Here is a 24,004-nt window from a genome sequence, read left to right as displayed (position 1 = left end):
AAGCCAGCGCGGTCAAAAAAAAGCCGGCCCCTCGCGGGGCCGGCATTTTTTGGCTGGCGGGAACGGGCCGGGGCCGGGGCCGTGCGGCCCCGACTCGCCGCACTCAACCTTCGGCGGTGGCTTCGCCCTTGATGGCGTCGTTGGCGGCCGGCAGGGTCTGCACCTTGTAGGCCTCGCGCAGCATCTTGAGCACGGCCTGGTCTTCGGCTTCGCCCCAGGCACCGCTCAGCTGGCGCGCCAGCATGTCGCGATCCTGCTCGGGCGCGGTGCCCGGCTCGATCTTCTCGACCCGCACCACGACGTAGTCCACGCCCACGGCGGCGCCGCCATAAGCGGGCAGCGAACCGGCGGGCTGGCGCATGACCAGATCGAGCACCGGGCGCGGCAGATTCAGCGGCGCCTGACGCGACACGGTCATGGCCTCGCCGAAACCTTCGGGAACCGTCTGCGGGGCGGCCTGCGCGGCCTTCAGGGCGGCCTCGCCGGCTTCCTTGGCGGCAGCGGCGGCACGCTCGTCGGTCAGACGGGCACGGATCGCGTCGCGCACCTTGTCGAGCGGCGGAATCTGCGACGGCGTGACCTGGGCCACGCGCACGGCGACCATGGTGTCGGGCGAGAGCGTGATCACGCCGGAGTTGAGCTTGTCGCGCAGAACCTCGGGCGAAAACAGCACCTGACGCACGCGCGGGTTGTCGAGCAGCTGCGCATCGGCGCTGGTCGCGGCGGCGCCCGGGCCGGCCTGTTCGGCCGACAGCAGGCCCGTGCGGGTGATGCCGGCGGCGCTGCGCAGCTTCAGGCCGAGCGCGTCGGCGGTGGGCTGCAGATTGTCGCGCGTGTCGTAGACCAGCGTGTTCATCTTGGTGGCCATCTCGGCAAAGCGGGTCGCGGCGATCTGGCGGCGGATTTCGGTGGTGATCTGCTCACGCACCTCGGCCAGCGGCTTGGCCTGACCTTCCTTGAGGTCGGTCAGCTTGAGGATGTGGTAGCCGTAGGGGCTGCGCACCACGTCCGACACCTGATCCTTGGCCAGGCCGGCGACGGCCTTGATGATCTCGGCGGGCACCGCGTTGCCGGAAATCCAGCCCAGATCGCCACCCGTGGCGGCCGAGCCGGCATCCTGCGACTCTTTCTTGGCGAGCTCGGCGAAGCCGGCGGGGTTGGCGGCCGCTTCGGCGGCGATGGTCTTGGCCTTGGCTTCCGCATCCTTGCGGGTCTGCTCGTTGGCGCCCGAGGGCACCTGGATCAGGATGTGGCTGGCGCGACGCTGTTCGGGCGTGCCGAAGCGGTTTTTGTTTTGCTCGTAGTAGGCGGTGACGTCGGCGTCGCTGACCTGCACGCCCTGCGTGGCGGCGGCTTCGTCGAGCACGAGGTACTGGGCCTGCACCTGCTCGGGCACGCGCAGGGATTCCTGATTGGCGTCGTACCAGGTCTGGATGTCTTCCGGCGTGACGGTGACCTTGGAGCGGAAATCTTCGGCGGTGAAGACGCGCAGTTGCAGCGTGCGCTGTTGCGACAGGGCCTGCTGCAGGCTGCCCACCACTTCGCCGGGCAGGCGCGCGGTGGTGCCGACGGGCTCGAGCACGCGGGCCACGGCCAGATCACGGCGCAGGCCGTTTTCGAACGAGGTGGGCGACATGCCCTGCGCGGCCAGCACCTGGCGGTAGCGCTCGGGCGAGAAGCGGCCTTCGTCCTGGACCTGCGGGATCGCGGCAATGGTGTTGCGCAGCGTGGCGTCGGACACCGAGAAGCGGTTGTCGATCGCGACCTGAGCCAGCAGGCGCTGGTCGATCAGCTGATCGAGCAGTTGCTGGCGCATGGCCGGCGTGTCGACCACGGCCGGGTCGAACTGCGCGCCCATGCGCTGGCGGAATTGCTCGAGCTGGTTGCGGTGAGCCGCGTCGAACTCGGGGCGGGTGATCGCTTGCCCTGCCACCGTGGCGAGCTCGGGATCCCGGCTCACAAAGCTGTCGTAGCCGGACATACCAACCAGCCCGAACGAAGGCACGATCAGAATCAGCAGGATGAACTGCAGCCAACGCCGATGGTTGCGAATAGTCTCAAACATGGAACCCCTGTTGCCTAAGCTCTGGGGCAGCCCCGCGACCGGCCCCAAGAAAACGCATAAAAAAGGGCGAACGTTTCGCCCGAATCCATCAACCGGCCTGCCGCAGGATTGCGTACCGGTTAGCCGCCGGAGTTTACCACCTCCGGCGCGTCTGCCCAGAGCATCCGCCCCCGGATAAACTGCGGGTTCGGAGTATGCTTGCGTACCCGGCGCCCGCCCCTGCCGCGGCGTTACGAATTCCGCTGACTTTTCTATCCCGAGGCTGTCGTTCATGACCTCCCTGCGCCCGTCCCTGCCGGCCTGGCCCTACTCCCCCTATATCGCGCACCGTGGCGGTGGCCGCCTGGCTCCCGAGAACACGCTGGCCGCCATGCGCGTGGGCGCGGCGCAAGGCTTCACGATGTTCGAGTTCGACGTGAAACTCTCGGCCGACAACGTCGCCATCGTGATGCATGACGACACGGTCGACCGCACCAGCGACGGCCGTGGCCCGGCCGCCGGCCTGAGCTACACGCAGCTCTCGCTGCTGGACGCCGGCAGCTGGCACTCGGCCGACTACGCAGGCGAGCCGATCCCGAGTTTTGCCGCCGTCGCGCGCTACACCCGCGCCAATGGCATCGCCTGCAATGTCGAGATCAAGCCCTGCCCGGGCCGCGAGGTCGAGACCGGCGCCATCGTGGCGCGGCTGTGCAGCCAGTATTGGGAGGGCGCCGACGTCGCGCCGCTGCTGTCTTCATTTGCCGAGGCGTCGCTGGCCGTGGCCCGGCAGGTGGCGCCGAAGCTGCCGCGTGCCCTGCTGGTCGAGGCCGTGCCCGCCGATTGGGAGGCGCGCCTGCGCAAGTACGAGTGCGTGGCGCTCAACATCAACCACAAGGATGCCACCCCCGAGTTGATCGACGCCGTGCATGCCGCCGGCTTCCGCATCGCGGCCTGGACCGTGAACGACCCGGCGCGCGCGCGCCAGCTGCTCGATTGGGGAATCGACGGCATTTTCACCGACGTGCTGGATCAGATCCGGCCCGCCGCCTGAGGCACCGCCGTGTTCAGCTATCGCCATGCCTTTCACGCCGGCAACCACGCCGACGTGCTCAAGCACGCCATCCTCGTCCACGTGCTGGATTACTTCAATCGCAAGGACGCGCCCTACTGGGTGATCGACACCCACGCCGGCGCGGGCCTGTATGCGCTGGACAGCGACTGGGCCAACAAAAACGCCGAGTTCGCCGACGGCGTAGCCCGGCTCTGGGACCGCGATGATCTGCCGCCGTTGCTGGCCGATTATGTCGAGCGCATCCGCGACTACAACCCGGACGGCCGACTGCGCCACTACCCCGGTTCGCCCTGGCTTACCATGGATGCCCTGCGCGACCGTGACCGCCTGCGGCTGTTCGAGATGCACCCCACCGAATCGGGCGTGCTTGCGCGCAACCTGGACCAGCGCGATCGCCAGATCCAGCGCCAGACCACGATTTACGGCACCGATGGCTTCGAGGGTCTGAAGGCCATGCTGCCGCCGCCCACCCGCCGCGGCGCCGTGCTGATCGACCCGTCGTACGAGGATAAACAGGACTATCGCCGTACCCTGACGGCCGTGAAGGAAGGCGTCAAGCGCTTCGCCACCGGCACCTACGCCGTCTGGTATCCGCTGGTGCAGCGGCGCGAGGTGACCGAGATGACGCGCCAGCTCGAGCGCTTGCCGGTCAAGAGCTGGCTGCACGCCACGCTGTCGGTCAAGCGGCCGGCCGGCGACGGCTTCGGCCTGCACGGCAGCGGCATGTTCCTGGTCAATCCGCCCTGGACGCTCGATGCCGCGCTCAAACCGGTCATGCCGTTCCTGGCGCGCGAGCTCGCCCAGGACGATCGCGCCACCTTCACGCTGCAGTACCGCGAGAATCCCTGAGCGCGCCACGGCGCGCAGATTCCCCGCAACGCGCCACGGCACCCGCCATGCAAATCGCCCGGCCATCGGCCGGGCGATTCGCTTTGGCGCGCAACGAAGCTTCAGGCGACCTTGCGCTCGGCCTCGGCCTCCTGCAGGCGGGCCTGGGCCGCGGCCAACCGGGCCGCCGCGTCGCGCAGCGCCGTACGCAGGCCTTCTTCGATCACCGGGTGGTAGAACGGCATCTCGAGCATGCGCGCCACCGTCATCTCCTGCTGCACGGCCCAGGCCAGCAGATGCCCGATGTGCTCCGCGCTCGGACCGACCATCTCGGCACCCAGGAAGCGGCCCGACTCGATATCGGCGTAGACCCGCAACATGCCGCGGTTCTTCAGCATGACGCGTGAGCGGCCCTGGTCGCCGAAGTCGACCTCGCCCGTCACCGTGGTGCCGGCGGGCAGCCGCGCGAACGGCGTGCCGATCAGGGCAATCTGCGGGTCGGAGAACACCACGCCCAGCGGCGCGCGCCGCTGACCCGGGCGCACTTCCGGAAAGCGCGCCGCGTTGTCGCCGGCGATGCGGCCTTCGTCGGCCGCCTCGTGCAGCAAGGGCGCGTCGGCATTGGCGTCGCCGGCAATGAAGATGGCGCTGGCGCCCGCCTGCATGGTGCCGCGGTCGTACACCGGGACCCCACGCGCATCCAGCTTGAGCGAGGTGTGCTCCAGCCCCAGGCCATCCACGTTGGCGCGGCGGCCGGTGGCGACCAACGCGTAGTCGAAGCGCTCGGTGCGTTCGCTGTTGTCGAGCCCCACGTAGCGCACCTCGACCTCGTCGCCCACCCGGGTGGTTTCGAGTACTCGGGCGTCGGGATCGAGATAGAACTCCTGCTGGAACACCTTGCGGGCGCTGTCACGCACCTTGGGATCGGTGATCCCGCCCAGACTGCCGCTCACGCCGAAGACACGCACGGTCACGCCGAGGCGCGACAGGGCCTGACCCAGTTCGAGACCGATCACGCCCGGACCGAACACCGCCACGCGGCGCGGCAGCGTGTCCCAGGCGAACACGTCGTCATTCACGACGAGCCGGTCGCCCAGGGCCTGGAACGGCGCGGGCACCGCCGGGCGCGAGCCCGTGGCGATCACGACGCTGGCCGCCTGCACTTCGGTGTGATCGTCGACGCGCAGCACCGTGTCGCTCACGAAACGCGCATACCCATGCAGCTTGTCCTGCGCGGGGATGTTTTCCACGCCTTCGAGCACGAAGCCCACGAAACGATCCCGTTCGCGCTTGACCCGGTCCATCACGGCGGCGCCGTCGACGCTGACCGGACCTTCCACCCGCACGCCGAACGCGTCGGTATGCGCGGCCGCATGCGCTGCCTCGGCGGCCGCGATCAGCAGCTTGGACGGCATGCAGCCCACGCGGGCGCAGGTGGTGCCATAGGGGCCGCCTTCGATGAGCACGGCGCGCTTGCCGGCGGCGCGGGCCGCGCGATAGGCCGCCAGGCCCGCGGTGCCGGCGCCGATCACGGCGATGTCGGTATGCAGCGTTTTCATGATTATCCTGTGGGTGAAGGGCGCGAACCATGCCGCGACGCGGGCGGCCGCAGGCCGCCGCGCCGGGGTTCGTCTTGATGAGTGCGGTAAAAGCGCCGCGCGGACGGGCTCGCCGCCCGCGCGGACCTGGCTCAGGCGAAGTGCGCCTTGAGATCCTCGAGGCCGCCGATCAGGTTGCCGTTGATGAACACCTGGGGCGCGGTCGCCTTGCCCGACACGGCGCCGATCACGCGGCCGCGCACCTTATGCTCGAGCGGGATCTCGATGGCGTCATAGCCCTTGGCATCCAGCAGCGACTTGGCTTCGACGCAGAACGGGCAGCCCGGCTTGGAAAACACGACGACCTGGTCGGGCTTCTTCGCGTTCGGCGCGATGTAGGCGAGCATCGTGTCGGCGTCCGACACTTCGAACGGATCGCCTTCTTTCTCGGGCTCGATGAACATCTTTTCGACCACGCCATCCTTCACGAGCATCGAATAGCGCCAGCTGCGCTTGCCGAAGCCCAGATCGCTCTTGTCGACCAGCATGCCCATGCCGGCGGTGAACTCCGTGTTGCCGTCGGGCAGCAGCGTGATGTTCTCGGATTCCTGGTCCTTGGCCCACTCGTTCATGACGAAGGTGTCATTGACCGACACGCAGACGATGGTGTCGACGCCGGCGGCACGGAAGGCCGGAGCCAGTTCGTTGTAGCGCGGCAGATGGGTCGAGGAGCAGGTGGGGGTAAAGGCGCCCGGCAGCGAGAACACGACCACGGTCTTGTTCTTGAACAGCTCGTCGGACGTCAGCTTTTTCCACGTGTTGCCTTCGCGAACGGGAAAAACAACATTGGGTACGCGTTGGCCTTCACGGTTTTGCAGCATTCGAAATTCTCCTGGGTGTCTGTGGCGTCGCGCCACCGTAAATAGAACTTTAACTAATAGCTATCGTTCAGGCTAATTCAATTATTTTAAGCAATCGTTAGCCTTAAGCTATCACCCAGGAGAATTCGTTAGATTTGTTTGGGATCATACCCCGCCGCGCGGATCGCGGCCTCGACCTGCGCGGCGAGCGCGTCGGGCGCCGCCTTCACATGATGCGCGGGCAGGTCGAACTCCAGCGTGGCATCGGGCGCGGCCTGTTGAACGGCCTGCGTGATGGTCTTGACGCAATGGCCGCAGGTCATATCGGGGACGACGAAGGTAACCATGGAAAACTCCTTGAGGAATGGGCGCGCCGCAAGCGAAAACCACGCACGGCGCATGACGGTATGACCCATGTTAGACCTTCCCATCGTGGTAAGGTCAAGCGGACCCTCTACGCCGCGGAAGGCGTCGGATGCCGGATTCTGCGACGCTTGACCTTGCCATAATGGGAAGGTTCATACTGGCTTCATCGACATCCACCCTCCTCGCTCCATGACTACCGCCACCCCTCGTCAACTCGAATTCGCCATTGAAGGCATGAGCTGCGCGTCCTGCGTCAAGCGTGTCCAGAACGCGCTTAGCGGCGTGCCGGGCGTCACGCAGGCGCAGGTCAACCTCGCGACCGAACGCGCGCAGGTCGAGGCCGGCGCGGCGGTCACCCCGGACGCCCTCGTGGCGGCGATTGTGCAGGCCGGCTATGAGGCCCATCCGATACAGGCCGACGACGATCACGCCGCCCGCCAGGCCGAACAGCGCGACGCGCACGCCGCCGCGCTGCGGCGCGCGTTCATCGTTTCGCTGGCGCTGACCCTGCCGGTGTTTCTGATCGAAATGGGCGGTCACCTGATCCCGCCGTTGCACCATTGGATTCTCGACCACGTCGGCCAGCGCAACAGCTGGCTGCTGCAGTTCGCGCTGACCACGCTGGTGCTCGCGTGGCCGGGCCGCCCCTTCTTCGTGAAGGGCGCGCTGGCCCTGTGGCGCCGCGCGCCCGACATGAACTCGCTGGTGGCGCTGGGAGCGTCGGCCGCCTGGGCTTACTCGGTGGTGGCGACCTTCGCGCCGGACTGGCTGCCGGCGCGCGCACAAAACGTGTATTACGAAGCGGCCGCGGTGATCGTGACGCTGATCCTGCTCGGCCGCATGCTCGAGGCCCGCGCCAAGGGCCGCACCGGCGCCGCGATCCAGCGTCTGATCGGCCTGCAGGCGCGCACCGCGCGCGTGCTGCGCGACGGAAAGACGCAGGACGTGGACATCGCGTCGGTACGCGCGGGCGACCTGGTGCTGGTGCGTCCGGGCGAGCAGGTGCCGGTGGATGGCGAGATCATCGAGGGCAGCTCCTACGTCGACGAATCCATGCTCACGGGCGAACCCGTGCCCGTCGCCAAGGAAGCGGGCATGGCCGCCACGGGCGGCACGCTGAATACGTCGGGCAGCTTCACGCTGCGTGTCACGCACACCGGCGCCGATACGGTGCTCGCCCGCATCATCCGCATGGTCGAGAACGCGCAGAATGCCCGCCTGCCGATCCAGGCCCTGGTGGACCGCGTCACCGGCGTCTTCGTTCCGGTGGTGATGGGCCTCGCGCTGCTCACCTTCCTGGCCTGGCTGGTCTGGGGGCCCTCGCCCGCGCTCACCTACGCGCTGGTGCACGCCGTGGCGGTGCTGATCATCGCCTGCCCGTGCGCGATGGGGCTGGCCACGCCCACGTCCATCATGGTCGGCACGGGCCGCGCGGCCGAGATGGGTGTGCTGTTCCGTCAGGGCGACGCGCTGCAATCGCTGCGTGAGGTGCGTGTCGTGGCCTTCGACAAGACCGGCACGCTGACCGAGGGCAAGCCCACGCTGACCGACATCGAAGCGGCGCCGGGTGTCGACGCGGATCAGGTGCTGGCCTGGCTCGCGGCCGTGCAGGCGCGCTCCGAGCATCCCATCGCCCACGCCATCGTGCGCGCCGCCGAAGAGCGCGGCATGACGCTGGCGCAAGCCAGCGCGTTCGAGGCGATCACCGGCGCGGGCGTCCGTGCGACGGTGGACGGCCACGCCATCCTGGCGGGCGCCGCGCGCCTGATGCAGCAGTCGGGGGTGGCGCACGACGGCTTCGAGACCCGTATCGCGCAATGGGGCGAGGCCGGCAAAACCCCGGTGTATGTGGCCGTCGACGGTCGCCTGGCCGCGCTGGTCGCGATCGCCGATCCGATCAAGCCCTCGGCCGCGGCCGCCATCGGTGCGCTGCATGCGCAAGGCATCCGTACCGCCATGATCACCGGCGACAACCCGCACACGGCCCGCGCCGTGGCGCGTCAGCTCGGCATCGACGACGTGCGTGCCGAGGTGCTGCCCGACGGCAAGGTCGAGGCCATCGCCTCGCTGCGCGCCACGCACGGCAATATCGCCTTCGTGGGTGACGGCATCAACGACGCGCCGGCGCTCGCCGCGGCGGACGTCGGCATCGCCATCGGCAGCGGCACCGACGTGGCCATCGAGGCGGCCGATGTGGTGCTGATGTCGCCCGGATTGCAGGGCGTTTCGAACGCGCTGGCCATCAGCCGCGCGACCCTGCGCAACATCCGCCAGAACCTGTTCTGGGCCTTCGTCTACAACGCCGCGCTGATTCCCGTGGCGGCCGGCGTGCTGGATCCGGCGTTCGGCATCTCGCTTTCGCCCATGTTCGCGGCGGGCGCGATGGCGGCGTCCAGCGTGTTCGTGCTGGCCAATGCGCTGCGTCTCAAAGCCTACTCGCCGCCGCGCGCGGCCTGACCCCGGAGCTTCACATGCCTGCCACCGACCAGATGAATATCGGACAAGCCGCGGCCGCCAGCGGCATCTCGGCCAAGATGATCCGGTATTACGAAAGCATCGGCCTGATTGGTTCCGCCACGCGCACCGCTTCGGGCTATCGCGTCTACACCGATGCCGACCTGCACACGCTGCGCTTCGTGCGGCGGGCGCGCGATCTCGGATTCTCGGTGGAACAGATGCACGAGCTGCTCGCGCTGTGGCGCGATCGCAGCCGGGCCAGCGCGGACGTCAAGCGCATCGCGCTCGAGCATGTCGCCGAGCTCGAGCGCAAGGCCGCGGAGCTCCATGCGATGGCCGACACCCTCAAGCATCTGGCGCGGCACTGCCATGGCGATGCGCGGCCCGACTGCCCCATCCTCGCGGATCTGGGGCAGCCGGCGGCCTGAACGCTCAGGCCTGCGAGGCCTCGCCCTCGGCCTGCGCCAGAGCGGCCTTCTCGGCCTTTTCCGCCAGCGCGGCCTGTTCGGCCAGCGCAGCCAGCTCTGCCTTTTCGCGGGCCTGCGCCTGCGCGGCCAGTACGGCCTCGGGTTCGAGCGATTCGAACACCGCGATCGACTCCACATGGCCGGTGTGCGGGAACATGTTGATGACGCCCGCGGCCTTCAGGCTGTAGCCGCCTTCGTGCACCATGATCGCGGCGTCGCGCGCGAGCGTGCTCGGCGCACAGGACACGTACACGATGCGGCGCGGACGCTCTTCGGGCCCGAGCAGCGCCAGGGCCTGAGCCACGGCGTGCGCGCCTTCGCGCGGCGGATCGATCAGCATGCGATCGAAGTAACCCAGGCCGCGCAGCCATGACACATCGACCTCGAACAGATTGAGCGTGGCGAAGCTGGTGCGGTCGGCCAGGCCATGGCGGGCGGCCGCCTCGTGCGCGCGGTCGGTGAGCTGCTTGCTCCCTTCCACGCCCACGGCTTCGCGTCCCTGCGTGGCGAGCGGCAGCGTGAAGTTGCCCAGGCCACAGAACAGATCGGCCACGCGGTCGGTGGGCTGCACATCGAGCAGCTGCAGCGCGCGCGACACCATGGCGCGGTTGATGGCGTGATTGACCTGCGTGAAGTCGGTCGGGCGATACGGCATGCGCAGACCGAACTCGGGCATGGTGTAGGCCAGGCGTTCGGCATCGGCCGGCTCCAGCGGCATCACGGTCTCGGGCCCCTTGGATTGCAGCCACCATTGCACGTCGTGCTCGGCGGCGAACCGGCGCAGGATGGCGATGTCGTTATCCGTGAGCGGCTCGAGATGCCGCAGCGTGAGCGCGGTCGAGTTCTCGCCCAGCGCCACTTCGATCTGCGGCATGCGATCGGGCCGCGACATGGATCCGATCATCTCGCGCAGCGGCACCAGCAGCGCGCTCACGTGCGGCGGCAGCACGTGGCATTCGCGCATGTCGGCCACATAGCTGCTCTTGCGCTCATGGAAGCCGACCAGGACACCGCCCTTCTTGGGCACATTGCGCACCGACAGGCGCGCACGATAGCGATAGCCCCACGTCGGCCCCTGCAGCGGCGGCAGCATGCGCGCCGGACGCAGCTTGCCCACGTGCCAGAAGCTGTCTTCGAGCGCGCGCTGCTTGATCGCCACCTGGGCCGAGGGCTCCAGGTGCTGCATCGCACAGCCGCCACAGACGCCGAAATGCGGGCAACGCGGCACGACGCGCTGCGACGACGGGCGCAGCACCTCGTCGACGCGGGCAATTTCATAAGAGGGCTTCTTGCGCACCGTGGTCGAGGTGACGCGCTCGCCGGGCAAAGCACCCTCCACGAACACGACCTTGCCATCACGGCGCGCGATACCCCGGGCTTCGAGGTCCAGGGATTCGATAGTCAATACGTCGAGCATCTCGCACACATCCAGGTTCAGCAGCAGGCGGGCATTGTAAGACACCCGCCACGCGCGCAAGACCGCCCCCCGCGCGGCGCGCCGCTGATCCGGCCCCCTATGCCGCGCCCGCGCTCTCCAGCCCCAGGACCGCCTGCAGCACCGCCACGCGGCACTGGCCCAGCACGCTGCCGTGCCAGTCGGGCTCGTTGCAATAGAACGCGTCGAGGGTCGCCTGCAGGATGGCGTCGCGCCGGGCCTCGGGCACGTCCGGATGCGCGCGCAGCCAGTTGCGCCCCCGCAGCGCCTCGATGATGCCGCCGAACGGCACCGTGCCGTATTCCAGCGCCATCAGGGTGGGCGTGGCGTCCGGACACGCCTGGTAGATCAGCGAGGCGAGGTGCCCGGTGATGTCGACCGAGGCGGAGCTGCCCAGGTAAGGCACGGCGATGTCGGCGCCCCACCACTGCCGCGCCCGCGCCACTTCGGTGTCGCTGCGCCGGCCGGCGTAGATTCTTTCGCCGTGGCCGCGCGGCCCGAGGCCCGTGTGCACATCGATCCAGCCCACGTGCGCGTGACGCGCGGCGTGGATTTCGAGTATGCGCCGCAGATTCTGCAACGACGCCGCCGGACGCGCGCCGCCATAGAACAGGCCGTCGGCGTGCGTGTACTGACCGCGCGACACCGCCTGCGCGTACGCCGCGTGGCCGTGCTCGGCCACGTGGGCGTCCAGCGCGCGCCGATTTTCCTGGGTGGGCGGCCACTCGGCGGGCAGCAGCAGCGGATGCAGCCCGGCATAAGCCGGATTCTCGGGCAGCGGCTTGGCGCCGAACGGCTGGGCATTGCGATTGAGGTCGACGTTGTCCTCGTCGGTACGCGCCAGCCAGGAAAATCCGTGCGGATTGACCGCATGCACCAGCAACAACGCCACCCCGGCCCGGCGCGCGCGCTCGAGCATGGGCGCGTCGTCCATCAGCGCCATCTGGCAGCCCGCGCCGCAGAAGCCTTCCACGCCATGCGTGGCCGACGTCACGATCAACAGCCGTTCGGCATCGCGCGGCCCGAGCAGCGCCACGTCGGTGGCGAGCGCCTCGCCTTCGCGGCCACGCGCCTCGATGGGATAGGACGTGAGCGTCGCGTCCAGGCGCGATGCCTCCTGCAGAAACCGCTCGCGCGATTGCCGGTAGCTCTTGGGGAAGTAGTCGGAACTGCGCGTCATGCTGCCGTCTCCTGGGCGTCGATATCGTGGCCGGTCCGATCCTGGATCCAGAAGAGCACCACGGTCGACAGGGTGACCGTGACCATCAGGTACCAGGCGGGCGCCATGGGATTGCCGGTGACCTGCAGCAGCCAGGTCACGAAAAACTGCGCAAAGCCGCCGAACACAGAGATGCCCAGGCCATAGACCACCGACATGCCGGTCGTGCGCACGGCCTTCGGAAACAGCTCGGGCAGCATGGTGATGGCGGGCGTCATCTGCAGCGCCAGCAGCACCGCCAGCAAGGCGATCACCGTCATGAGGCGCCCCGAGCTCGGCGCCGCCACCAGCCAGTGAAAGCACGGCAGCAGGGCCACCACGGTCGCGGCCCGCGACCAGAAGATGACCCGTTTGCGGCCGACCCGATCGGCCAGCATGCCGACCAGCGGCGCGATCAGGAACCCGATGGCGCCGAGCACCACGCTGGCGAACAAGGTGGACGTGGGCGGCAGGCCGAGCGCCTTGCTGGCATAGGCCGGCATGTAAAAGCCGATGATCTGCGCGCAGACCATCCCGCCGATGACGAGCAGGATGCCCTTGACGATGGCGGGCTTGTGCTCGGCCCAGACCTGGCGCACGGGTTGACGCGCCGGCTGGCGTTGCGCCGCCGCGCCGTCCGCCCGGGCCTGCCCCACCGGGGCGGCCGTCTCGAGCGTTTCTTCGAGGTGGCGACGGATGTAGGCGCCGACCGGCACCGTGAGCACGCCCAACACGAACGGCACGCGCCAGCCCCAGGATTGCATCTGTTCTGCGGTGAGCGACGCCGTCAGCAGCGCCACCGTCAGCGCCCCCAGCATCACGCCGAGCGACTGGCTGCCGAACTGCCAGCTCGCATAAAAGCCTCGCTTGTGCGCCGGCGCGTGTTCGACCAGGAGCGTCGTGGACGCGCCGACCTCACCGCCGGCCGCGAAGCCCTGAATCAGGCGCGCGATCACCATCAGCACCGGTCCGGCCACGCCCATCTGCGCGTGCGTCGGCGCGACGGCGATGAGCGCGCAGCCGATCCCCATCAACCAGAGCGTGAGCGTCAGCGCGGCGCGGCGGCCATGGCGGTCGGCATACGAGCCGATCAGCATGCCGCCGACCGGCCGCATCAGAAAGCCGACGCCGAAAGTGGCGGTGGTGAGCAACAGCTGGCCATAGCTCGATGCCGCGGGAAAAAACAACGGCCCGATGACCAGCATCAGGAAGGTGAACACCGTGAAGTCGAAAAACTCGAGCGCGTTGCCGATGGTGGTGCCGGCGATCACGCGCCGGCGCATGCCCGGCGTATGCAGGCCCGGCGCCGCGGGCGCGGCGGCGATGGCGATTGACATGCTTTTCCCCTATGTCCGTGTTGTGGCGGGTGAGGTCCCCCTCTCCCATGGCGGTGAATATACGGATGGCAAACAATAAGGAAAAGACAGTATTTTCGTCTCCGTGAATACTTTTATGCATAGCCCACCGGCCAGCCAGGACAAGTCTCATGAATCTGCGCCAACTACGCGCCTTCGTGCTCATCGCCGAACACGGCAGCATCCGCGCGGCGGCCCGCGCTCTGTTCATCACGCAGCCGGCGGCGACGCGCAGCCTGCGGGAGCTCGAAGCCAGCGTGGGCGCCGAACTGGTCCAGCGCAGCGTCCGCGGCATCGAACTCACGCCCTACGGCGAGGCGCTGTACAAGCGCGCGGTGCTCATGTTGCAGGAGGCGCGCCGGGCCCAGGAAGAAATCGCCCAGATGCGCGATGGCGCGGGCGGCACGCTCAATCTCGCCATCAGCTCCGCCGCTCTCACCGTGCTGCCCGCGGCACTGGCGGCGTTCCGCGCCCGCATGCCGCGCGTGGCGGTCTCGTTCAATGAGGTCGCCCCGCCGTATAGCCACGACCAGCTCGAGGCAGGCCATTACGACTTTCTGGTGCAGACGGAATACGACGGAGAAATCCAGGACGGCTTCGCCCGCAGCACGCTGTTCGCGCTGCCGCTCGCGGTCGGCGCGCGCGCCGGTCATCCTTTACGCGATGCCCGGCACCTGAGCGAACTGCATCACGCGCTGTGGCTGTTGCCGGGCAACATCCAGGCGCCGGCCAACCTGCTGCGGGAAGCCTTCGCGGCGCATGGACTGCCCGCGCCGCAGGACATCATCGCGTGCCAGTCGATCGCGGTGGCGCTCGCCATCATCGCCGAGAGCGATGCGCTGGGCATCTTCGTGCGCAATCTGTTCGAGCATCGTTTGCTGCCGCGCGGACTGCGCATGGTGCCGCTCGCGCACGCGCTGCCGGCGGCGCGCGTGGCCATCCTGACGCGGGCCGACTCGCCGCCCACGCCGGCGGCCCGGTGTTTTATCGAGTGTCTGCACGACGCGCACGCGGCGGGCGCACCGGGCCACGGGCCACGGCGGCGGGCCGTGCCGGTCTGAGCGGAGCACGGGCGACACCGAGGCGCGCGGCGCAGCCGAAGCGTGGGGCGCAGCCCGGCGCGGGCCGGCGAACCGGGGCGCACGCGGCGCCCCGCCCGCCGCGCCGCGATCAGAACGCGCGCGACACCGAGAACACCGCACCCAGCCGGCCCGAGGGATGGCCATACTTCGTGGGCAGCCAGTTGTCCTTGGTGGCGCCGACGGCGGCCAGGCCCACGACCCAGCCCTTCAGGTCCTTGGTGACACCCAGCTTGTAGTCGACGTAGTGGCCGATGCCATCGCCGTCCATGTCGACCTGCTTCTTGAGCTTCTGGTAGCCCAGGTGGCCGACCAGACCCCAGCCGTCGCCCAGGTCGAACGTGGCCGTGCCATCGAGATACCAGGTGCCTTTGGTATCGGGCGCGGAGAAGAAGTCGCTGGGCGTGTAGGAATACTTCAACGAATAGTTGGCGTAGCTCAGGCCCACGTACAGATCCGTGTTGTTGTAGTTGCCGCCTTTGGGCGAGCTCGAGCCCGGGTAGTAGTAGTGCAGCACGCCGACGTCCAGCCCGAGGCCGCCGCCCACGTCGCCCTTCCAGCCGCCGTAGAAGTCCATTTCCAGATTGCCGTCGGTGAACACGAAACTCGAGACGTTGGAGTTCCAGTTGCCGAGATAGAAGCCCGAACTGTGCGCCAGATCGAAGCCGACCTGCACGGCCGGCCGGAAGTCCGTCTGCGAGTAGCCACGGAAACGGTAGTCGCTCACGATGGCGGCGTTGCCACTGAGGGAGAAGCCGGCGCCGAGGTCGGTGGGTTCGGCCTGCGCGGTGGCGGCACATGCGGCAAAAACGAACGGCAGGGCAAGAAAGGACTTTTTCATTTGCGAGATCCTGATGGGATGGCTACCAGGGCGGATGTGGGCTGCGCATCACGCCTGTCCAGCCGATCGCGGCACTGCTCCCCTCCCCGATCGGCCCATCCTGGCTCAAGCACTTTCCATGCCAACTTTTAACAATTGCGTCATACGGTAGCCGGCAAACGCGGCACGACCCGGCGCGCACCGGCGCGGTGCAAAAGCCCGCCAGATCCCCGGTCTGCATGCGCCTTCATGGCGCAGCCCGCGCCATAAACAGGCATCGCGAGGCACGGCGCGCGCGCCCATGAAAAATGCCCCGGCTTGCGCCGGGGCATCGAGACCCAGAGGGTGAGGATCAGTTGGTGGCGGCGGGTGCGCCGGGAGCGCCAGGGGCACCGGGCGCGCCGCGATGGTGCGGAGCCTTGGCCATGCGCTCCTGCATCTTGGCGGCACGGGCCTTCACCACTTCGGTGACCTGGGCGCGCTGCGCGTCGTTCAGGCTGTCCCAGAGGGCCAGCCATTGATCGCGCACCTTGCCGCCTTCGGTACCGAACTGGTCGCGGCCCTTCTCGTTGGCGGCGGACAGCGCACGCGGGTCGAGCTTGCCGGCGGCGAGCTGCTCCTGCAGCAGCTTATGCTCGGCGCGCTTGGCCTCGAAACGCTGCTTCATGAGCTCGCCCTGCGACTTCTTGGCGGTGTCGAACAGCGCCTGCTGCTTGGCGTCGAGCTTGAGCGCGTCGATCTGAGCCTTGGAAAGCGGTCCCACGCCCGGGATGAATGCGCCGTCGCGCATTTCACCGTGGTGGCGCGGACCCTTGTGATGGGCTTCGGCGGCAGGCTTGCCTTCTTGCGGGGCAGCCACGGCCGGCGCAACGACGGCGCCAGCGGAAATGACCATGGCCAGGCCGGCCAGCGTGCTGCGCAGTGCGAAACGATTACGGGACATGTTGGAAACTCCTGAGTGATTGGAACGCGAGACCATTGTTGGCCAGGCCCGATTTCAGTGAAGTTTCGTTTGCGCCCGTTGTGTTTCAGTCGATTGCTCGCCGGGCGGCGGATCGTCTGAAGCAGCACGTCGGGGGCGCCCGGCGAGGGGCGCCCGGCGAGGGGCTATCGGCGACGGGCCACCGGCCGCGGCGCAACCCGGCACTCGGCCGGGCCCGCTCGCGTCAAGCGCTCAGGGCGCGTCCCAGGCGGCGAGGTACTCGCGCCAGTGCGGCGCATCGCTGGCGGCCAGGGTGTCGCGCACCAGCGCGATTTCCTGGTCGTAGGCGATATGGTCGATCTCGCCCCGCATGAAGCGGAAGCGGCAATACACGAGCCAGGTATTGACCACGTCGGTTTCGCAATAGGCGCGCACCGCGTCGGCCTGCCCTTCGTTCCAGGCCTGCCAGACCTTGCTGCCGTCCATGCCGAGCTTGCCCGGAAAGCCGCACAGCTTGGCGAGCTCGTCGAGCGGCGCATTGGCGCGGCCGTTGTACTTGGCCAGCACGTCCATCAGATCGGTGTGGCGATTGTGATAGCGGCTGATGTAGTTGTTGAACTTGAAGTCGCGGTCTTCGTCGCCCAGGTCCCAGTAGCGCGGCGCCTGGATCTTATGGATCAGGCTGCGGTAATGGAGCACGGGGAGATCGAAGCCGGAGCCGTTCCAGCTGACCAGACGCGGCGTGTAGCGCTCGATGGTCTTGAAAAACTGGCTGAGCAGCACTTCTTCGGGATCATCGGGCTGGCCGAGCGTCTTGACGCGAAAGCCCTGGTCGTCGCGAAACACGCAGCCCACCACCGCCACGCGCTGCAGGTGCAGCGGCAGGAAGTCGTGGCCGACGGCCTCGCGCCGGGCGGCGAAGGCGCGCTCGGCCACCTCGAGATCGCTCACCTCGCTGCCCCAGCCGTGCAGCCGGCGCAGGCCGGGCACGTCGGGCAGGGTTTCGAGGTCGAAAACCAGCGTGGGGGTCATCGCGCGGGCAGGTATTGCAGCGGGTCGACCGGCGTGCCCTGGCGGCGGATCTCGAAGTGCAGCCGGGGCGAGGTGGCATCGGTCTGGCCGATCTCGGCGATCTTCACGCCGCGCTTGACGTTCTGACCGGTCTTGACCAGCAGCGCGCGGTTGTGCGCATAGGCCGTGATGAAGCCGTTCTGGTGATTGATGATGATCAGGTTGCCCAGGCCGCGCACGCCGTTGCCGCTGTACATGACCTTGCCGTCGGCCGCCGCGATCACCGGATCGCCCGGATTGCCGGCGAAATCGATGCCCTTGCTGTTGCTGTTGAAGGTCTGGATGACCTGGCCGGTGGCCGGCCAGCCCCAGCTGATCACGCTGGCATCGGCCGCGCGGGGCGGCTGCTTGGGCGTGTCGACGGGCGGCGGCGTGGCCGAGGCCTGCGCGTTGGGATCGGCTTCGGTGGGCGGCGGCGTGGTGCCGGCGGTGTCGGTGCCGGGCGCGGGATCGAGCGGACGCGGTTCGGTCTTGGTGGTGCCGACCGGCGCGGTGCTCGGGCCGGTACTCGCGGAGGCCGTACCCGACAGGCGCAGCACCTGACCCACGTGGATCTGGTTGGGATCGGCGATGTTGTTCAGGCGCTTGACGGTCTCGATGTCGACGTTGTTCGCCCGTGCAATCTTGTAGAGCGTGTCGCCCGGCTTCACGACGTAAGAGCCGCCGCTCGCCTGGCTGCCGCCGGAGGATTGGCCGCCGGTCATGTCGACGACAGGCGCACGCGTGCCCTTGGAGGCGCATCCCGCCAGGATCGCCAGGCTCAGCACGCCGGCAATCAGGGCAGGACGACGCAGACGCGCGACAAGCGCGCCGCGCAGATGGGGTTCGGTCAGTTGCAACTGCCCGTTGAGCATACGATTCTCCTGTTTGCTCAAGATTGTATTCCGGCCTTCAGAGGCACGAAACGCACCGCCTCGAGCTCGGTGCGTTTCCAGCTTGCGGTGCCGGTTCGTTCGATCAGGACCAGCCTCTGGCTGGTGGTGCCCTCGGGGGCGATCAGGCGTCCGCCGGGCGCCAGCTGCGTGAGCAGCGCCTGCGGAATGGCCAGTCCGGCCGCAGCCACAACGATAGCATCGAACGGCGCGACGCCGGGGACGCCCAGCATGCCGTCGCCGTAAATCAAGCGGACCCGGGTGGTGAGGCGCAAGGCGCGCAGATTGGTGCGCGCCAGCTCGTACAGCCCGCGGATGCGCTCGATCGCATGCACCTCGCGGATGAACTGCGACAGCACGGCCGCCTGGTAGCCGCAGCCGGCGCCGACCTCGAGCACGCGGGTGGGCGTGCGGCCCTCGCACACGGCCGCGATCATGCGCGCGACGACCCAGGGCTGAGAGATGGTCTGCGAATGCCCGATCGGCAGCGCCGCGTCTTCGTACGCCCGGCTGGCGAGCGCTTCGTCGACGAAGATATGACGCGGCACGGCGGCCATGGCGTTGAGCACCCGCTCGTCGAACACGCCCTGCGCCCGCAGGCGCTCGACCATGGCCTGCCGCAGGCGATCCGAGTTCAGGCCCATGTTGTTGCCACTGGCGGCGGCCGGCGCGCTGGGCGCCGGGCGCTGCAGCGTGGCGGCGGAAATCCGGGTGTTGCTGTTGGTGGCCGTGATGCCGGGCGCCAGGCCCCGGCCGTCGTAGCGCGACGAGGAACTCAGGCGCGTGGGCGTGGGCGACTCTTGCGGACCTAGACGCTTGCGCATAACGGCCCCGCCCAGGTGCGAACTTCGTCGAGCTGCCCGGTGTGGGTCAGGTCGAGCCGCAACGGGGTGACGGACACCGCCCCCTCGGTCACGGCATGAAAATCGGTGCCGGGCGTGGCGTCGAGCGCCAGGCCCACGGGGCCGATCCAGTAGATCGGTTCGCCGTAGGGCGTGGTGCTGCGCACGACCGGCTCTGAAGGATGACGCTTGCCCAGCCGCGTGACCCGCACGCCGTGCAGGTCTTCGAAGCGGCGGTTGGGGATATTCACATTGAGCAGCACCGGCGCGCCGAGCGGATCGGCGATCTGGCGCTCGACGATCTGCCGCGCGGCGCGCGCGGCGGACTCGATATGCTCCCAGCCCTTGTCGACCAGCGAAAACGCGATCGCGGGAATGCCGAACAGATACCCTTCGGTGGCGGCGGCGACCGTACCGGAATAGAGCGTGTCGTCGCCCATGTTGGCGCCGTTGTTGATGCCCGAGACGACCAGGTCGGGCCGGGCATCCATCAGGCCGGTGAGCGCCACGTGCACGCAATCGGAGGGCGTGCCGTTGACATAGACAAAGCCATTGGCGGCGGTGCGCACCGACAGCGGGCGATTGAGCGTGAGCGAATTGGAGGCGCCGCTGTGATTGGTTTCGGGCGCAACGACGGTGATGTCACCCAGCCCGGACAAGGCCTCGACCAGCGCCTCCAGACCCGGCGCGTTGTAGCCGTCGTCGTTGGAAACCAATATACGCATCACCCCTCCGAAACACCCGGACCGCTCAGCCGCGATCCGACAGGCACGGATTGTACCGTCAGACTTGCCGCGCCGGAGACGCGCGGCGCGTCATCCACATGACGGACGACGCGGGGCGGGTTGAGCCCGATGCCTGCCCGCCTGTCATCGCGGTAGAATCGCCTGCCCCCGGCGCCCGGCCCCAGGCCGAACGGGGGAGACTCACACGACAACAAGGACGTCCCTTCCACCATGCTGACCACCCCTCCTTCCATGGCGATCGCCGCCGGCTTGATCCTGATGGCCTACCTGATCGGGTCCATTCCGTTCGCCGTGGTCGTCAGCAAGCTCATGGGGCTGCAGGATCCGCGCAGCTATGGATCGAAGAACCCCGGCGCCACCAATGTGCTGCGTACCGGCAACAAGAAGGCGGCCGCGCTCACGCTGCTGGGCGACGCGGCCAAGGGCTGGTTCGCACTGTGGCTGGCCGGCGTGCTGGTGCCCGGCATCACCCCGGGCATCTTCGCCCTGGTGGCGATCGCCGTGTTCCTGGGCCACCTGTATCCGGTCTTCCTGGGCTTCAAGGGCGGCAAGGGCGTGGCGACGGCGCTGGGCGTGCTGGCCGCGATCAGCGGCTGGCTGGCCCTGGCCGTGGTGGTCACCTGGCTGCTGATGGCGGTGATCTCCCGCTACTCGTCGCTGTCGGCGCTGGTGGCCGCGTTCTGCGCCCCCCTCTTCTACGTGCTGGGCAGCGGCATGGCCTGGTATGCCCATACCCACATCACGCTCGCCATCGTGGTCATCACCGCGCTGCTCTTCTATCGCCACGCCGCCAACATCTCGCGCCTGATCAAGGGCACCGAAAGCCGGATCGGCTCGAAGAAGAAATAACCGCCGCGCGAGCTTGCGCGCATGACAAAACGCCGATGGCACGCGCCATCGGCGTTTTGCTTTGGACGCGGCGTTCAGGCCGGCACGCGCCGGAACATGGTGCGCTTGGTCGCCCGAAACGCGGGGCGCACGCGCGAACTCCAGTCGGTGGCGCGCACGGCCAGCCACGGCGGGCTGCCGAAGGTCTCGCGGCTGACGAGGTCGTAGCAGGCGTGATAGCGAGGCCCGCCCTCCGGCGCGCGCCACCGGCGTGCCCGCACCGATCCCGGCACCGCGGCCAGACCCGGCATGTGCTCCTCGCCGTACCAGGCATTGAAATCGTCTTCGGCCTCGGGCAGCACGTCGGTCTCGACCACGTAATGCCAGGCGCTCGCCTGCCCCGCGCTCGCGCCCTCGAGATCGGCGAGCGCGTCCAGCACCCGCGCGTCGCCCGCCAGCCCGTCTGCGGTGGCCAGGGCGCGCACGGCGGCGAATTCATGCGCGGCTTTATCGGCCGAGGCCGGCGTGCAATAGACGTAGGTTTCGGGCGCGTCGGCCTCGGCGGCGGCGTAGATCTCGACCTGCATGCCGGGGCTGGCGGCCTGCAGCCGGGTGCGCAGCGCGCGCGCGGCGTCGACGTCGAACACCACGCCGGGGACTCGCAACAACAGAGTTTGCATGACGTATCCTCGTTCAGTGGCCCACGCGCAGCGCCACCAGCAGGCGCGACACCATGTTGTAGGCGGCCACGGTGGCCGTCAGATCGAGCAGGCCCTGGTCCGAAAAGTGTGCGCGCAGCGGGTCGAACACGGCATCCGGCACCTCGATGGCGCGCGTCATGGCATCGGTGTAGGCCAGCGCCTCGGCCTCGCCCGGCGCCAGGCCGGGCACCGCGCCGGGCGCGGGATGATCGCGCAGGGCCGCGATCGTGGCCGGCGCCACGCCCGCGGTCTCGGCGTGCGGTACGTGCGCGTCGAACTCGTACGGCGCGCCGTTGAGCACGGCCACGCGCAGGATCACCAGTTCGCGCAACCGCGCCGGCAGCGAGTTGCGGTTGCGCACCGCGCTCAACATGGCCTCCCAGCCTTCGCAGATCGGGGCACTGTTGAGCAACACCTGATACAGCGGCGAGATGCGGCCGCGCGCTGCCTGGATGCGCGCTTCGAGCGGCGCGAGTTCGGGGCGGCTGCCCGGCGCCACTGGCGCCAGGCGGGATTGCGAGGAATCGGACATCGTTTACTCCGGACGGATCTGCTTGCGTTCGATCAGGCTCGACCACTTGGCGCGGTCGGCCTGCATCAGCGTGGCCAGCTCGGCGGCGGTCGACGGCGCCGGCTCGGCGCCGAAGGCCTGCAAGCGCTTGCGCGTCGCCTCGTCGGACAGTGCGGCGCGCACGGCCTGATTGAGTTTATCGACCGTGGCGGGCGGGGTACCCGCCGGCGCCAGCAGGCCGTACCAGTTGTTGGACTCGACGCCGGCGATGCCCTGCTCGGCCAGGGTGGGCACGTCGGGCAGCAAGGGATGACGACGCGGCGCGGCCAGCCCCAGGGCCTTGAGCTTGCCGCCCTGGATGTGCCCGATCAGGCCAGGCACATCGCCGAAGAAGCCGGCGACCTGATTGCCCATCACGTCGTTGATGACCGGCGCCGCGCCCTTGTAGGGCACATGCATGACCTTGGCCTTGCTGGCATCGGTGAACATCTCGAGCGTCAGATGCGGGATGCTGCCCACGCCGGACGAACCGATCGCCACCGGTTGCGACGCGGCCTGGGACCGCTTCACAAAATCGGCCGCGTCCTTGGCCGGATTGTCGGGATTCACGACGAACACGGTGGCGTTGTTGACCACCAGCGACACCGGTGCGAAATCCTGGTCGGGCTTGTAGGGCAGCTCTTTATAGAGCGCGGGGCTGATCGCGACGGCGCCCACGCTCGTCAGGAACAGCACCGAGCCGTCCGCCGGGGCCTTGGCCACGAACGCCGCACCGATGTTGCCATTGGCGCCCGCCTTGTTCTCGACGATCACCTGGCGGTCGAGCGCCTTGCCGAGCCGCTCGGCCAGCACGCGGCCCACCATGTCGACCGGCCCGCCCGGCGGGAAGGCCACGATCAGGCGCACGGGCGCCTCCGCATGCGCCGCCTGCGCGAAGCCGCCCAGGACGGAAGCCGCCAACAGCCCCGATGAGAGCAGGTGTTTGATTTTCATGATGTCTCCTCTGCGTATTGATATGAGTATGTGTAGGTCTGGCTGCGCGACCGCTCAGCGCGCGTCGAAGCCATAGAGCCGTGCCGGGTTGTCGACCAGGATGCTTTGGCGCAGCCCCGCGTCGGGCACGGCCTCGAACAGGGCATCCACGACCTCGCCGTCGTCGGGCATGTCGCCGCGTACGTTGGGATGAGGCCAGTCGGTACCCCACAGGGTGCGCTCGGGCATGGCCTCGGCCAGCGCGCGCATGAAGGGGAGGCCCTGGTGAAACGGCCGCTTTCCTGCGCCGATGCGATCGATGCCCGAAATCTTGACCCACGCGTTGGGCTGCGCGGCCAGGCCGAGCAGCGCGGTGAACGCCGGATCGGTCAGGCCGCGCGCCGCCTCGATGCGGCCCATGTGGTCCACCACGAAGGGCACGGGCAGCCGGCGCAGCAGGGGCAGCAGGCCCGTGAGTGCCGCGCCGTCGACATGCAGGCACAGGTGCCAGCCCAGGGGTGCCAGTCGCGCGGCCAGCGCCAGCACCGCGTCGTCGGTGGGCGGCGCGCCCAGATGCGGGACGTAGTTGAAGCGCGCGCCCCGCACGCCGCCGGCATGCAGGCGCCGCAACTCGTCGTCGGTGGCATCGGCGCGCAGCACGGCCACGCCTCGATAGCGGCCCTCGGCATGCGCGATCGCGTCGAGCAGCGCCGCGTGATCCGCGCCGTGGCAGGCCGCCTGCACGATCACGGCGCGCTCGAGGCCCAGGTGCGCATGCAGCGCGGCCAGCTTCTCGAAGGGCGCATCGGGCGGCGTATAGCTGCGGCCCGCGGCATACGGAAAGCGCTCCGCCGGTCCGAATACGTGGCAGTGCGTGTCGCAGGCGCCGGCGGGCAGGCGCGAGACGGGCACGCTCGGGTGAGAGAGGGGCGGCGGGCAATCGGGCATCGAAACTCCGTGCAAAGCGCCATGGTGGAGGATTGCGATGCCGCCAACAATGCTATATCTTTTATTTCAGAT

General features: G+C 68.6%; 23 protein-coding genes. 6 read left to right on the top strand and 17 right to left on the bottom strand.

Features of this window, described 5'->3' with window-relative positions; translation table 11 throughout:
* Window positions 1-103: 103 nt before the first annotated feature.
* Complete coding sequence (locus CEK29_RS09395) at window positions 104-2,065, bottom strand: SurA N-terminal domain-containing protein (RefSeq protein ID WP_094857914.1); 1,962 nt, start codon at window positions 2,063-2,065, stop codon at window positions 104-106.
* 280 nt (window positions 2,066-2,345) lie between these two features.
* On the opposite strand from CEK29_RS09395, the gene ugpQ reads away from it, so the two are divergent.
* Window positions 2,346-3,095: a glycerophosphodiester phosphodiesterase gene (gene ugpQ, locus CEK29_RS09390; protein ID WP_094799484.1), complete on the top strand. Its 750-nt coding sequence runs from the start codon at window positions 2,346-2,348 to the stop codon at window positions 3,093-3,095.
* Window positions 3,096-3,104: 9 nt separating this feature from the next.
* Window positions 3,105-3,965, top strand: a complete 861-nt coding sequence (locus tag CEK29_RS09385; RefSeq protein WP_094799317.1) for a 23S rRNA (adenine(2030)-N(6))-methyltransferase RlmJ — start codon at window positions 3,105-3,107, stop codon at window positions 3,963-3,965.
* 101 nt (window positions 3,966-4,066) lie between these two features.
* Here CEK29_RS09385 and CEK29_RS09380 read toward each other — a convergent pair whose 3' ends face one another.
* The 3 genes from CEK29_RS09380 to CEK29_RS09370 form a co-directional block, all read right to left on the bottom strand.
* Complete coding sequence (locus tag CEK29_RS09380; RefSeq protein WP_094799316.1) at window positions 4,067-5,503, bottom strand: dihydrolipoyl dehydrogenase; 1,437 nt, start codon at window positions 5,501-5,503, stop codon at window positions 4,067-4,069.
* Between the two features lie 131 nt (window positions 5,504-5,634).
* Window positions 5,635-6,363, bottom strand: a complete 729-nt coding sequence (locus CEK29_RS09375; RefSeq protein WP_094799315.1) for a glutathione peroxidase — start codon at window positions 6,361-6,363, stop codon at window positions 5,635-5,637.
* Window positions 6,364-6,491: 128 nt separating this feature from the next.
* The gene (locus CEK29_RS09370) at window positions 6,492-6,689 is read right to left on the bottom strand and encodes a heavy-metal-associated domain-containing protein (RefSeq protein WP_094857913.1); all 198 of its coding nucleotides are present in this window, start codon (window positions 6,687-6,689) and stop codon (window positions 6,492-6,494) included.
* Window positions 6,690-6,897: 208 nt separating this feature from the next.
* Here CEK29_RS09370 and CEK29_RS09365 point away from each other — a divergent pair, with 208 nt between their 5' ends.
* Both CEK29_RS09365 and cueR read left to right on the top strand, forming a co-directional pair.
* Window positions 6,898-9,165: a heavy metal translocating P-type ATPase gene (locus CEK29_RS09365; protein ID WP_094857912.1), complete on the top strand. Its 2,268-nt coding sequence runs from the start codon at window positions 6,898-6,900 to the stop codon at window positions 9,163-9,165.
* Between the two features lie 32 nt (window positions 9,166-9,197).
* Window positions 9,198-9,593 (top strand): Cu(I)-responsive transcriptional regulator, encoded by a 396-nt coding sequence (gene cueR, locus CEK29_RS09360; protein ID WP_094799482.1) that lies wholly within the window; start codon window positions 9,198-9,200, stop codon window positions 9,591-9,593.
* A gap of 4 nt (window positions 9,594-9,597) precedes the next feature.
* On the opposite strand, the gene rlmD is transcribed toward cueR, so the two are convergent.
* The 3 genes from rlmD to CEK29_RS09345 form a co-directional block, all read right to left on the bottom strand.
* On the bottom strand, window positions 9,598-11,049 hold the full coding sequence (rlmD, locus tag CEK29_RS09355; RefSeq protein WP_094858013.1) for a 23S rRNA (uracil(1939)-C(5))-methyltransferase RlmD: 1,452 nt from the start codon (window positions 11,047-11,049) through the stop codon (window positions 9,598-9,600).
* A gap of 97 nt (window positions 11,050-11,146) precedes the next feature.
* Window positions 11,147-12,247, bottom strand: a complete 1,101-nt coding sequence (locus tag CEK29_RS09350) for a M14 family metallopeptidase (RefSeq protein WP_094857911.1) — start codon at window positions 12,245-12,247, stop codon at window positions 11,147-11,149.
* Window positions 12,244-13,602 carry an MFS transporter gene (locus CEK29_RS09345; protein ID WP_094857910.1) on the bottom strand — a complete coding sequence of 453 codons (1,359 nt, stop codon included), beginning with the start codon at window positions 13,600-13,602 and terminating at the stop codon, window positions 12,244-12,246. Before CEK29_RS09345 ends, CEK29_RS09350 begins: the two co-directional genes overlap by 4 nt.
* A 149-nt stretch (window positions 13,603-13,751) precedes the next feature.
* Between CEK29_RS09345 and CEK29_RS09340 the strand changes: the two genes are divergently transcribed.
* The gene (locus CEK29_RS09340) at window positions 13,752-14,681 is read left to right on the top strand and encodes a LysR substrate-binding domain-containing protein (protein WP_094857909.1); all 930 of its coding nucleotides are present in this window, start codon (window positions 13,752-13,754) and stop codon (window positions 14,679-14,681) included.
* 109 nt (window positions 14,682-14,790) lie between these two features.
* Here CEK29_RS09340 and CEK29_RS09335 read toward each other — a convergent pair whose 3' ends face one another.
* The 6 genes from CEK29_RS09335 to surE all read right to left on the bottom strand — a co-directional run bounded on the left by CEK29_RS09335 (window position 14,791) and on the right by surE (window position 19,951).
* Complete coding sequence (locus CEK29_RS09335) at window positions 14,791-15,540, bottom strand: TorF family putative porin (RefSeq protein ID WP_094799309.1); 750 nt, start codon at window positions 15,538-15,540, stop codon at window positions 14,791-14,793.
* A 331-nt stretch (window positions 15,541-15,871) separates the two neighbouring features.
* Entirely contained in the window at window positions 15,872-16,462 is a 591-nt protein-coding gene (locus tag CEK29_RS09330; protein WP_094799308.1) for a hypothetical protein, read from the bottom strand.
* Window positions 16,463-16,693: 231 nt separating this feature from the next.
* Window positions 16,694-17,473, bottom strand: a complete 780-nt coding sequence (locus CEK29_RS09325; RefSeq protein WP_094799307.1) for a 3'-5' exonuclease — start codon at window positions 17,471-17,473, stop codon at window positions 16,694-16,696.
* Window positions 17,470-18,366 (bottom strand): peptidoglycan DD-metalloendopeptidase family protein, encoded by an 897-nt coding sequence (locus CEK29_RS09320; RefSeq protein ID WP_094857908.1) that lies wholly within the window; start codon window positions 18,364-18,366, stop codon window positions 17,470-17,472. Before CEK29_RS09320 ends, CEK29_RS09325 begins: the two co-directional genes overlap by 4 nt.
* 17 nt (window positions 18,367-18,383) lie before the next feature.
* The gene (locus CEK29_RS09315; protein WP_170948422.1) at window positions 18,384-19,208 is read right to left on the bottom strand and encodes a protein-L-isoaspartate(D-aspartate) O-methyltransferase; all 825 of its coding nucleotides are present in this window, start codon (window positions 19,206-19,208) and stop codon (window positions 18,384-18,386) included.
* Window positions 19,193-19,951 carry a 5'/3'-nucleotidase SurE gene (gene surE / locus CEK29_RS09310; RefSeq protein ID WP_094799305.1) on the bottom strand — a complete coding sequence of 253 codons (759 nt, stop codon included), beginning with the start codon at window positions 19,949-19,951 and terminating at the stop codon, window positions 19,193-19,195. Before surE ends, CEK29_RS09315 begins: the two co-directional genes overlap by 16 nt.
* A gap of 231 nt (window positions 19,952-20,182) precedes the next feature.
* On the opposite strand from surE, the gene plsY reads away from it, so the two are divergent.
* Entirely contained in the window at window positions 20,183-20,821 is a 639-nt protein-coding gene (plsY, locus tag CEK29_RS09305) for a glycerol-3-phosphate 1-O-acyltransferase PlsY (protein ID WP_094799304.1), read from the top strand.
* A 74-nt stretch (window positions 20,822-20,895) separates the two neighbouring features.
* Here the strand turns inward: plsY and CEK29_RS09300 are convergent, their stop codons facing one another.
* From CEK29_RS09300 to CEK29_RS09285, 4 genes are read right to left on the bottom strand one after another with little or no spacing between them, the layout of a single operon-like run.
* Entirely contained in the window at window positions 20,896-21,480 is a 585-nt protein-coding gene (locus tag CEK29_RS09300) for a DUF4286 family protein (protein WP_094857907.1), read from the bottom strand.
* A gap of 13 nt (window positions 21,481-21,493) precedes the next feature.
* Window positions 21,494-22,033 (bottom strand): carboxymuconolactone decarboxylase family protein, encoded by a 540-nt coding sequence (locus CEK29_RS09295; protein ID WP_094857906.1) that lies wholly within the window; start codon window positions 22,031-22,033, stop codon window positions 21,494-21,496.
* A 3-nt stretch (window positions 22,034-22,036) separates the two neighbouring features.
* On the bottom strand, window positions 22,037-23,005 hold the full coding sequence (locus tag CEK29_RS09290) for a Bug family tripartite tricarboxylate transporter substrate binding protein (protein ID WP_094857905.1): 969 nt from the start codon (window positions 23,003-23,005) through the stop codon (window positions 22,037-22,039).
* A gap of 54 nt (window positions 23,006-23,059) precedes the next feature.
* The gene (locus CEK29_RS09285) at window positions 23,060-23,932 is read right to left on the bottom strand and encodes an amidohydrolase family protein (RefSeq protein ID WP_094857904.1); all 873 of its coding nucleotides are present in this window, start codon (window positions 23,930-23,932) and stop codon (window positions 23,060-23,062) included.
* Window positions 23,933-24,004 lie beyond the last annotated feature (72 nt).

It is taken from the genome of Bordetella genomosp. 5 (assembly GCF_002261475.1).
In the GTDB taxonomy this organism is placed as follows: domain Bacteria; phylum Pseudomonadota; class Gammaproteobacteria; order Burkholderiales; family Burkholderiaceae_B; genus Bordetella.
This window is presented reverse-complemented; position numbering and strand designations above follow the sequence as displayed.

Bases quoted from the DNA above. Each gene is read 5' to 3' on its own strand.
- CEK29_RS09375 (WP_094799315.1), bottom strand. From the start codon at position 6,363: ATGCTGCAAAACCGTGAAGGCCAACGCGTACCCAATGTTGTTTTTCCC.
- CEK29_RS09335 (WP_094799309.1), bottom strand. From the start codon at position 15,540: ATGAAAAAGTCCTTTCTTGCCCTGCCGTTCGTTTTTGCCGCATGTGCC.
- CEK29_RS09395 (WP_094857914.1), bottom strand. From the start codon at position 2,065: ATGTTTGAGACTATTCGCAACCATCGGCGTTGGCTGCAGTTCATCCTG.
- CEK29_RS09380 (WP_094799316.1), bottom strand. From the start codon at position 5,503: ATGAAAACGCTGCATACCGACATCGCCGTGATCGGCGCCGGCACCGCG.
- CEK29_RS09290 (WP_094857905.1), bottom strand. From the start codon at position 23,005: ATGAAAATCAAACACCTGCTCTCATCGGGGCTGTTGGCGGCTTCCGTC.
- plsY (WP_094799304.1), top strand. From the start codon at position 20,183: ATGCTGACCACCCCTCCTTCCATGGCGATCGCCGCCGGCTTGATCCTG.
- CEK29_RS09295 (WP_094857906.1), bottom strand. From the start codon at position 22,033: ATGTCCGATTCCTCGCAATCCCGCCTGGCGCCAGTGGCGCCGGGCAGC.
- CEK29_RS09370 (WP_094857913.1), bottom strand. From the start codon at position 6,689: ATGGTTACCTTCGTCGTCCCCGATATGACCTGCGGCCATTGCGTCAAG.
- rlmD (WP_094858013.1), bottom strand. From the start codon at position 11,049: ATGCTCGACGTATTGACTATCGAATCCCTGGACCTCGAAGCCCGGGGT.
- surE (WP_094799305.1), bottom strand. From the start codon at position 19,951: ATGCGTATATTGGTTTCCAACGACGACGGCTACAACGCGCCGGGTCTG.
- CEK29_RS09330 (WP_094799308.1), bottom strand. From the start codon at position 16,462: ATGTCCCGTAATCGTTTCGCACTGCGCAGCACGCTGGCCGGCCTGGCC.
- CEK29_RS09350 (WP_094857911.1), bottom strand. From the start codon at position 12,247: ATGACGCGCAGTTCCGACTACTTCCCCAAGAGCTACCGGCAATCGCGC.
- CEK29_RS09365 (WP_094857912.1), top strand. From the start codon at position 6,898: ATGACTACCGCCACCCCTCGTCAACTCGAATTCGCCATTGAAGGCATG.
- CEK29_RS09300 (WP_094857907.1), bottom strand. From the start codon at position 21,480: ATGCAAACTCTGTTGTTGCGAGTCCCCGGCGTGGTGTTCGACGTCGAC.
- CEK29_RS09315 (WP_170948422.1), bottom strand. From the start codon at position 19,208: ATGCGCAAGCGTCTAGGTCCGCAAGAGTCGCCCACGCCCACGCGCCTG.
- cueR (WP_094799482.1), top strand. From the start codon at position 9,198: ATGAATATCGGACAAGCCGCGGCCGCCAGCGGCATCTCGGCCAAGATG.
- CEK29_RS09340 (WP_094857909.1), top strand. From the start codon at position 13,752: ATGAATCTGCGCCAACTACGCGCCTTCGTGCTCATCGCCGAACACGGC.
- CEK29_RS09325 (WP_094799307.1), bottom strand. From the start codon at position 17,473: ATGACCCCCACGCTGGTTTTCGACCTCGAAACCCTGCCCGACGTGCCC.
- CEK29_RS09345 (WP_094857910.1), bottom strand. From the start codon at position 13,602: ATGTCAATCGCCATCGCCGCCGCGCCCGCGGCGCCGGGCCTGCATACG.
- CEK29_RS09320 (WP_094857908.1), bottom strand. From the start codon at position 18,366: ATGCTCAACGGGCAGTTGCAACTGACCGAACCCCATCTGCGCGGCGCG.
- CEK29_RS09285 (WP_094857904.1), bottom strand. From the start codon at position 23,932: ATGCCCGATTGCCCGCCGCCCCTCTCTCACCCGAGCGTGCCCGTCTCG.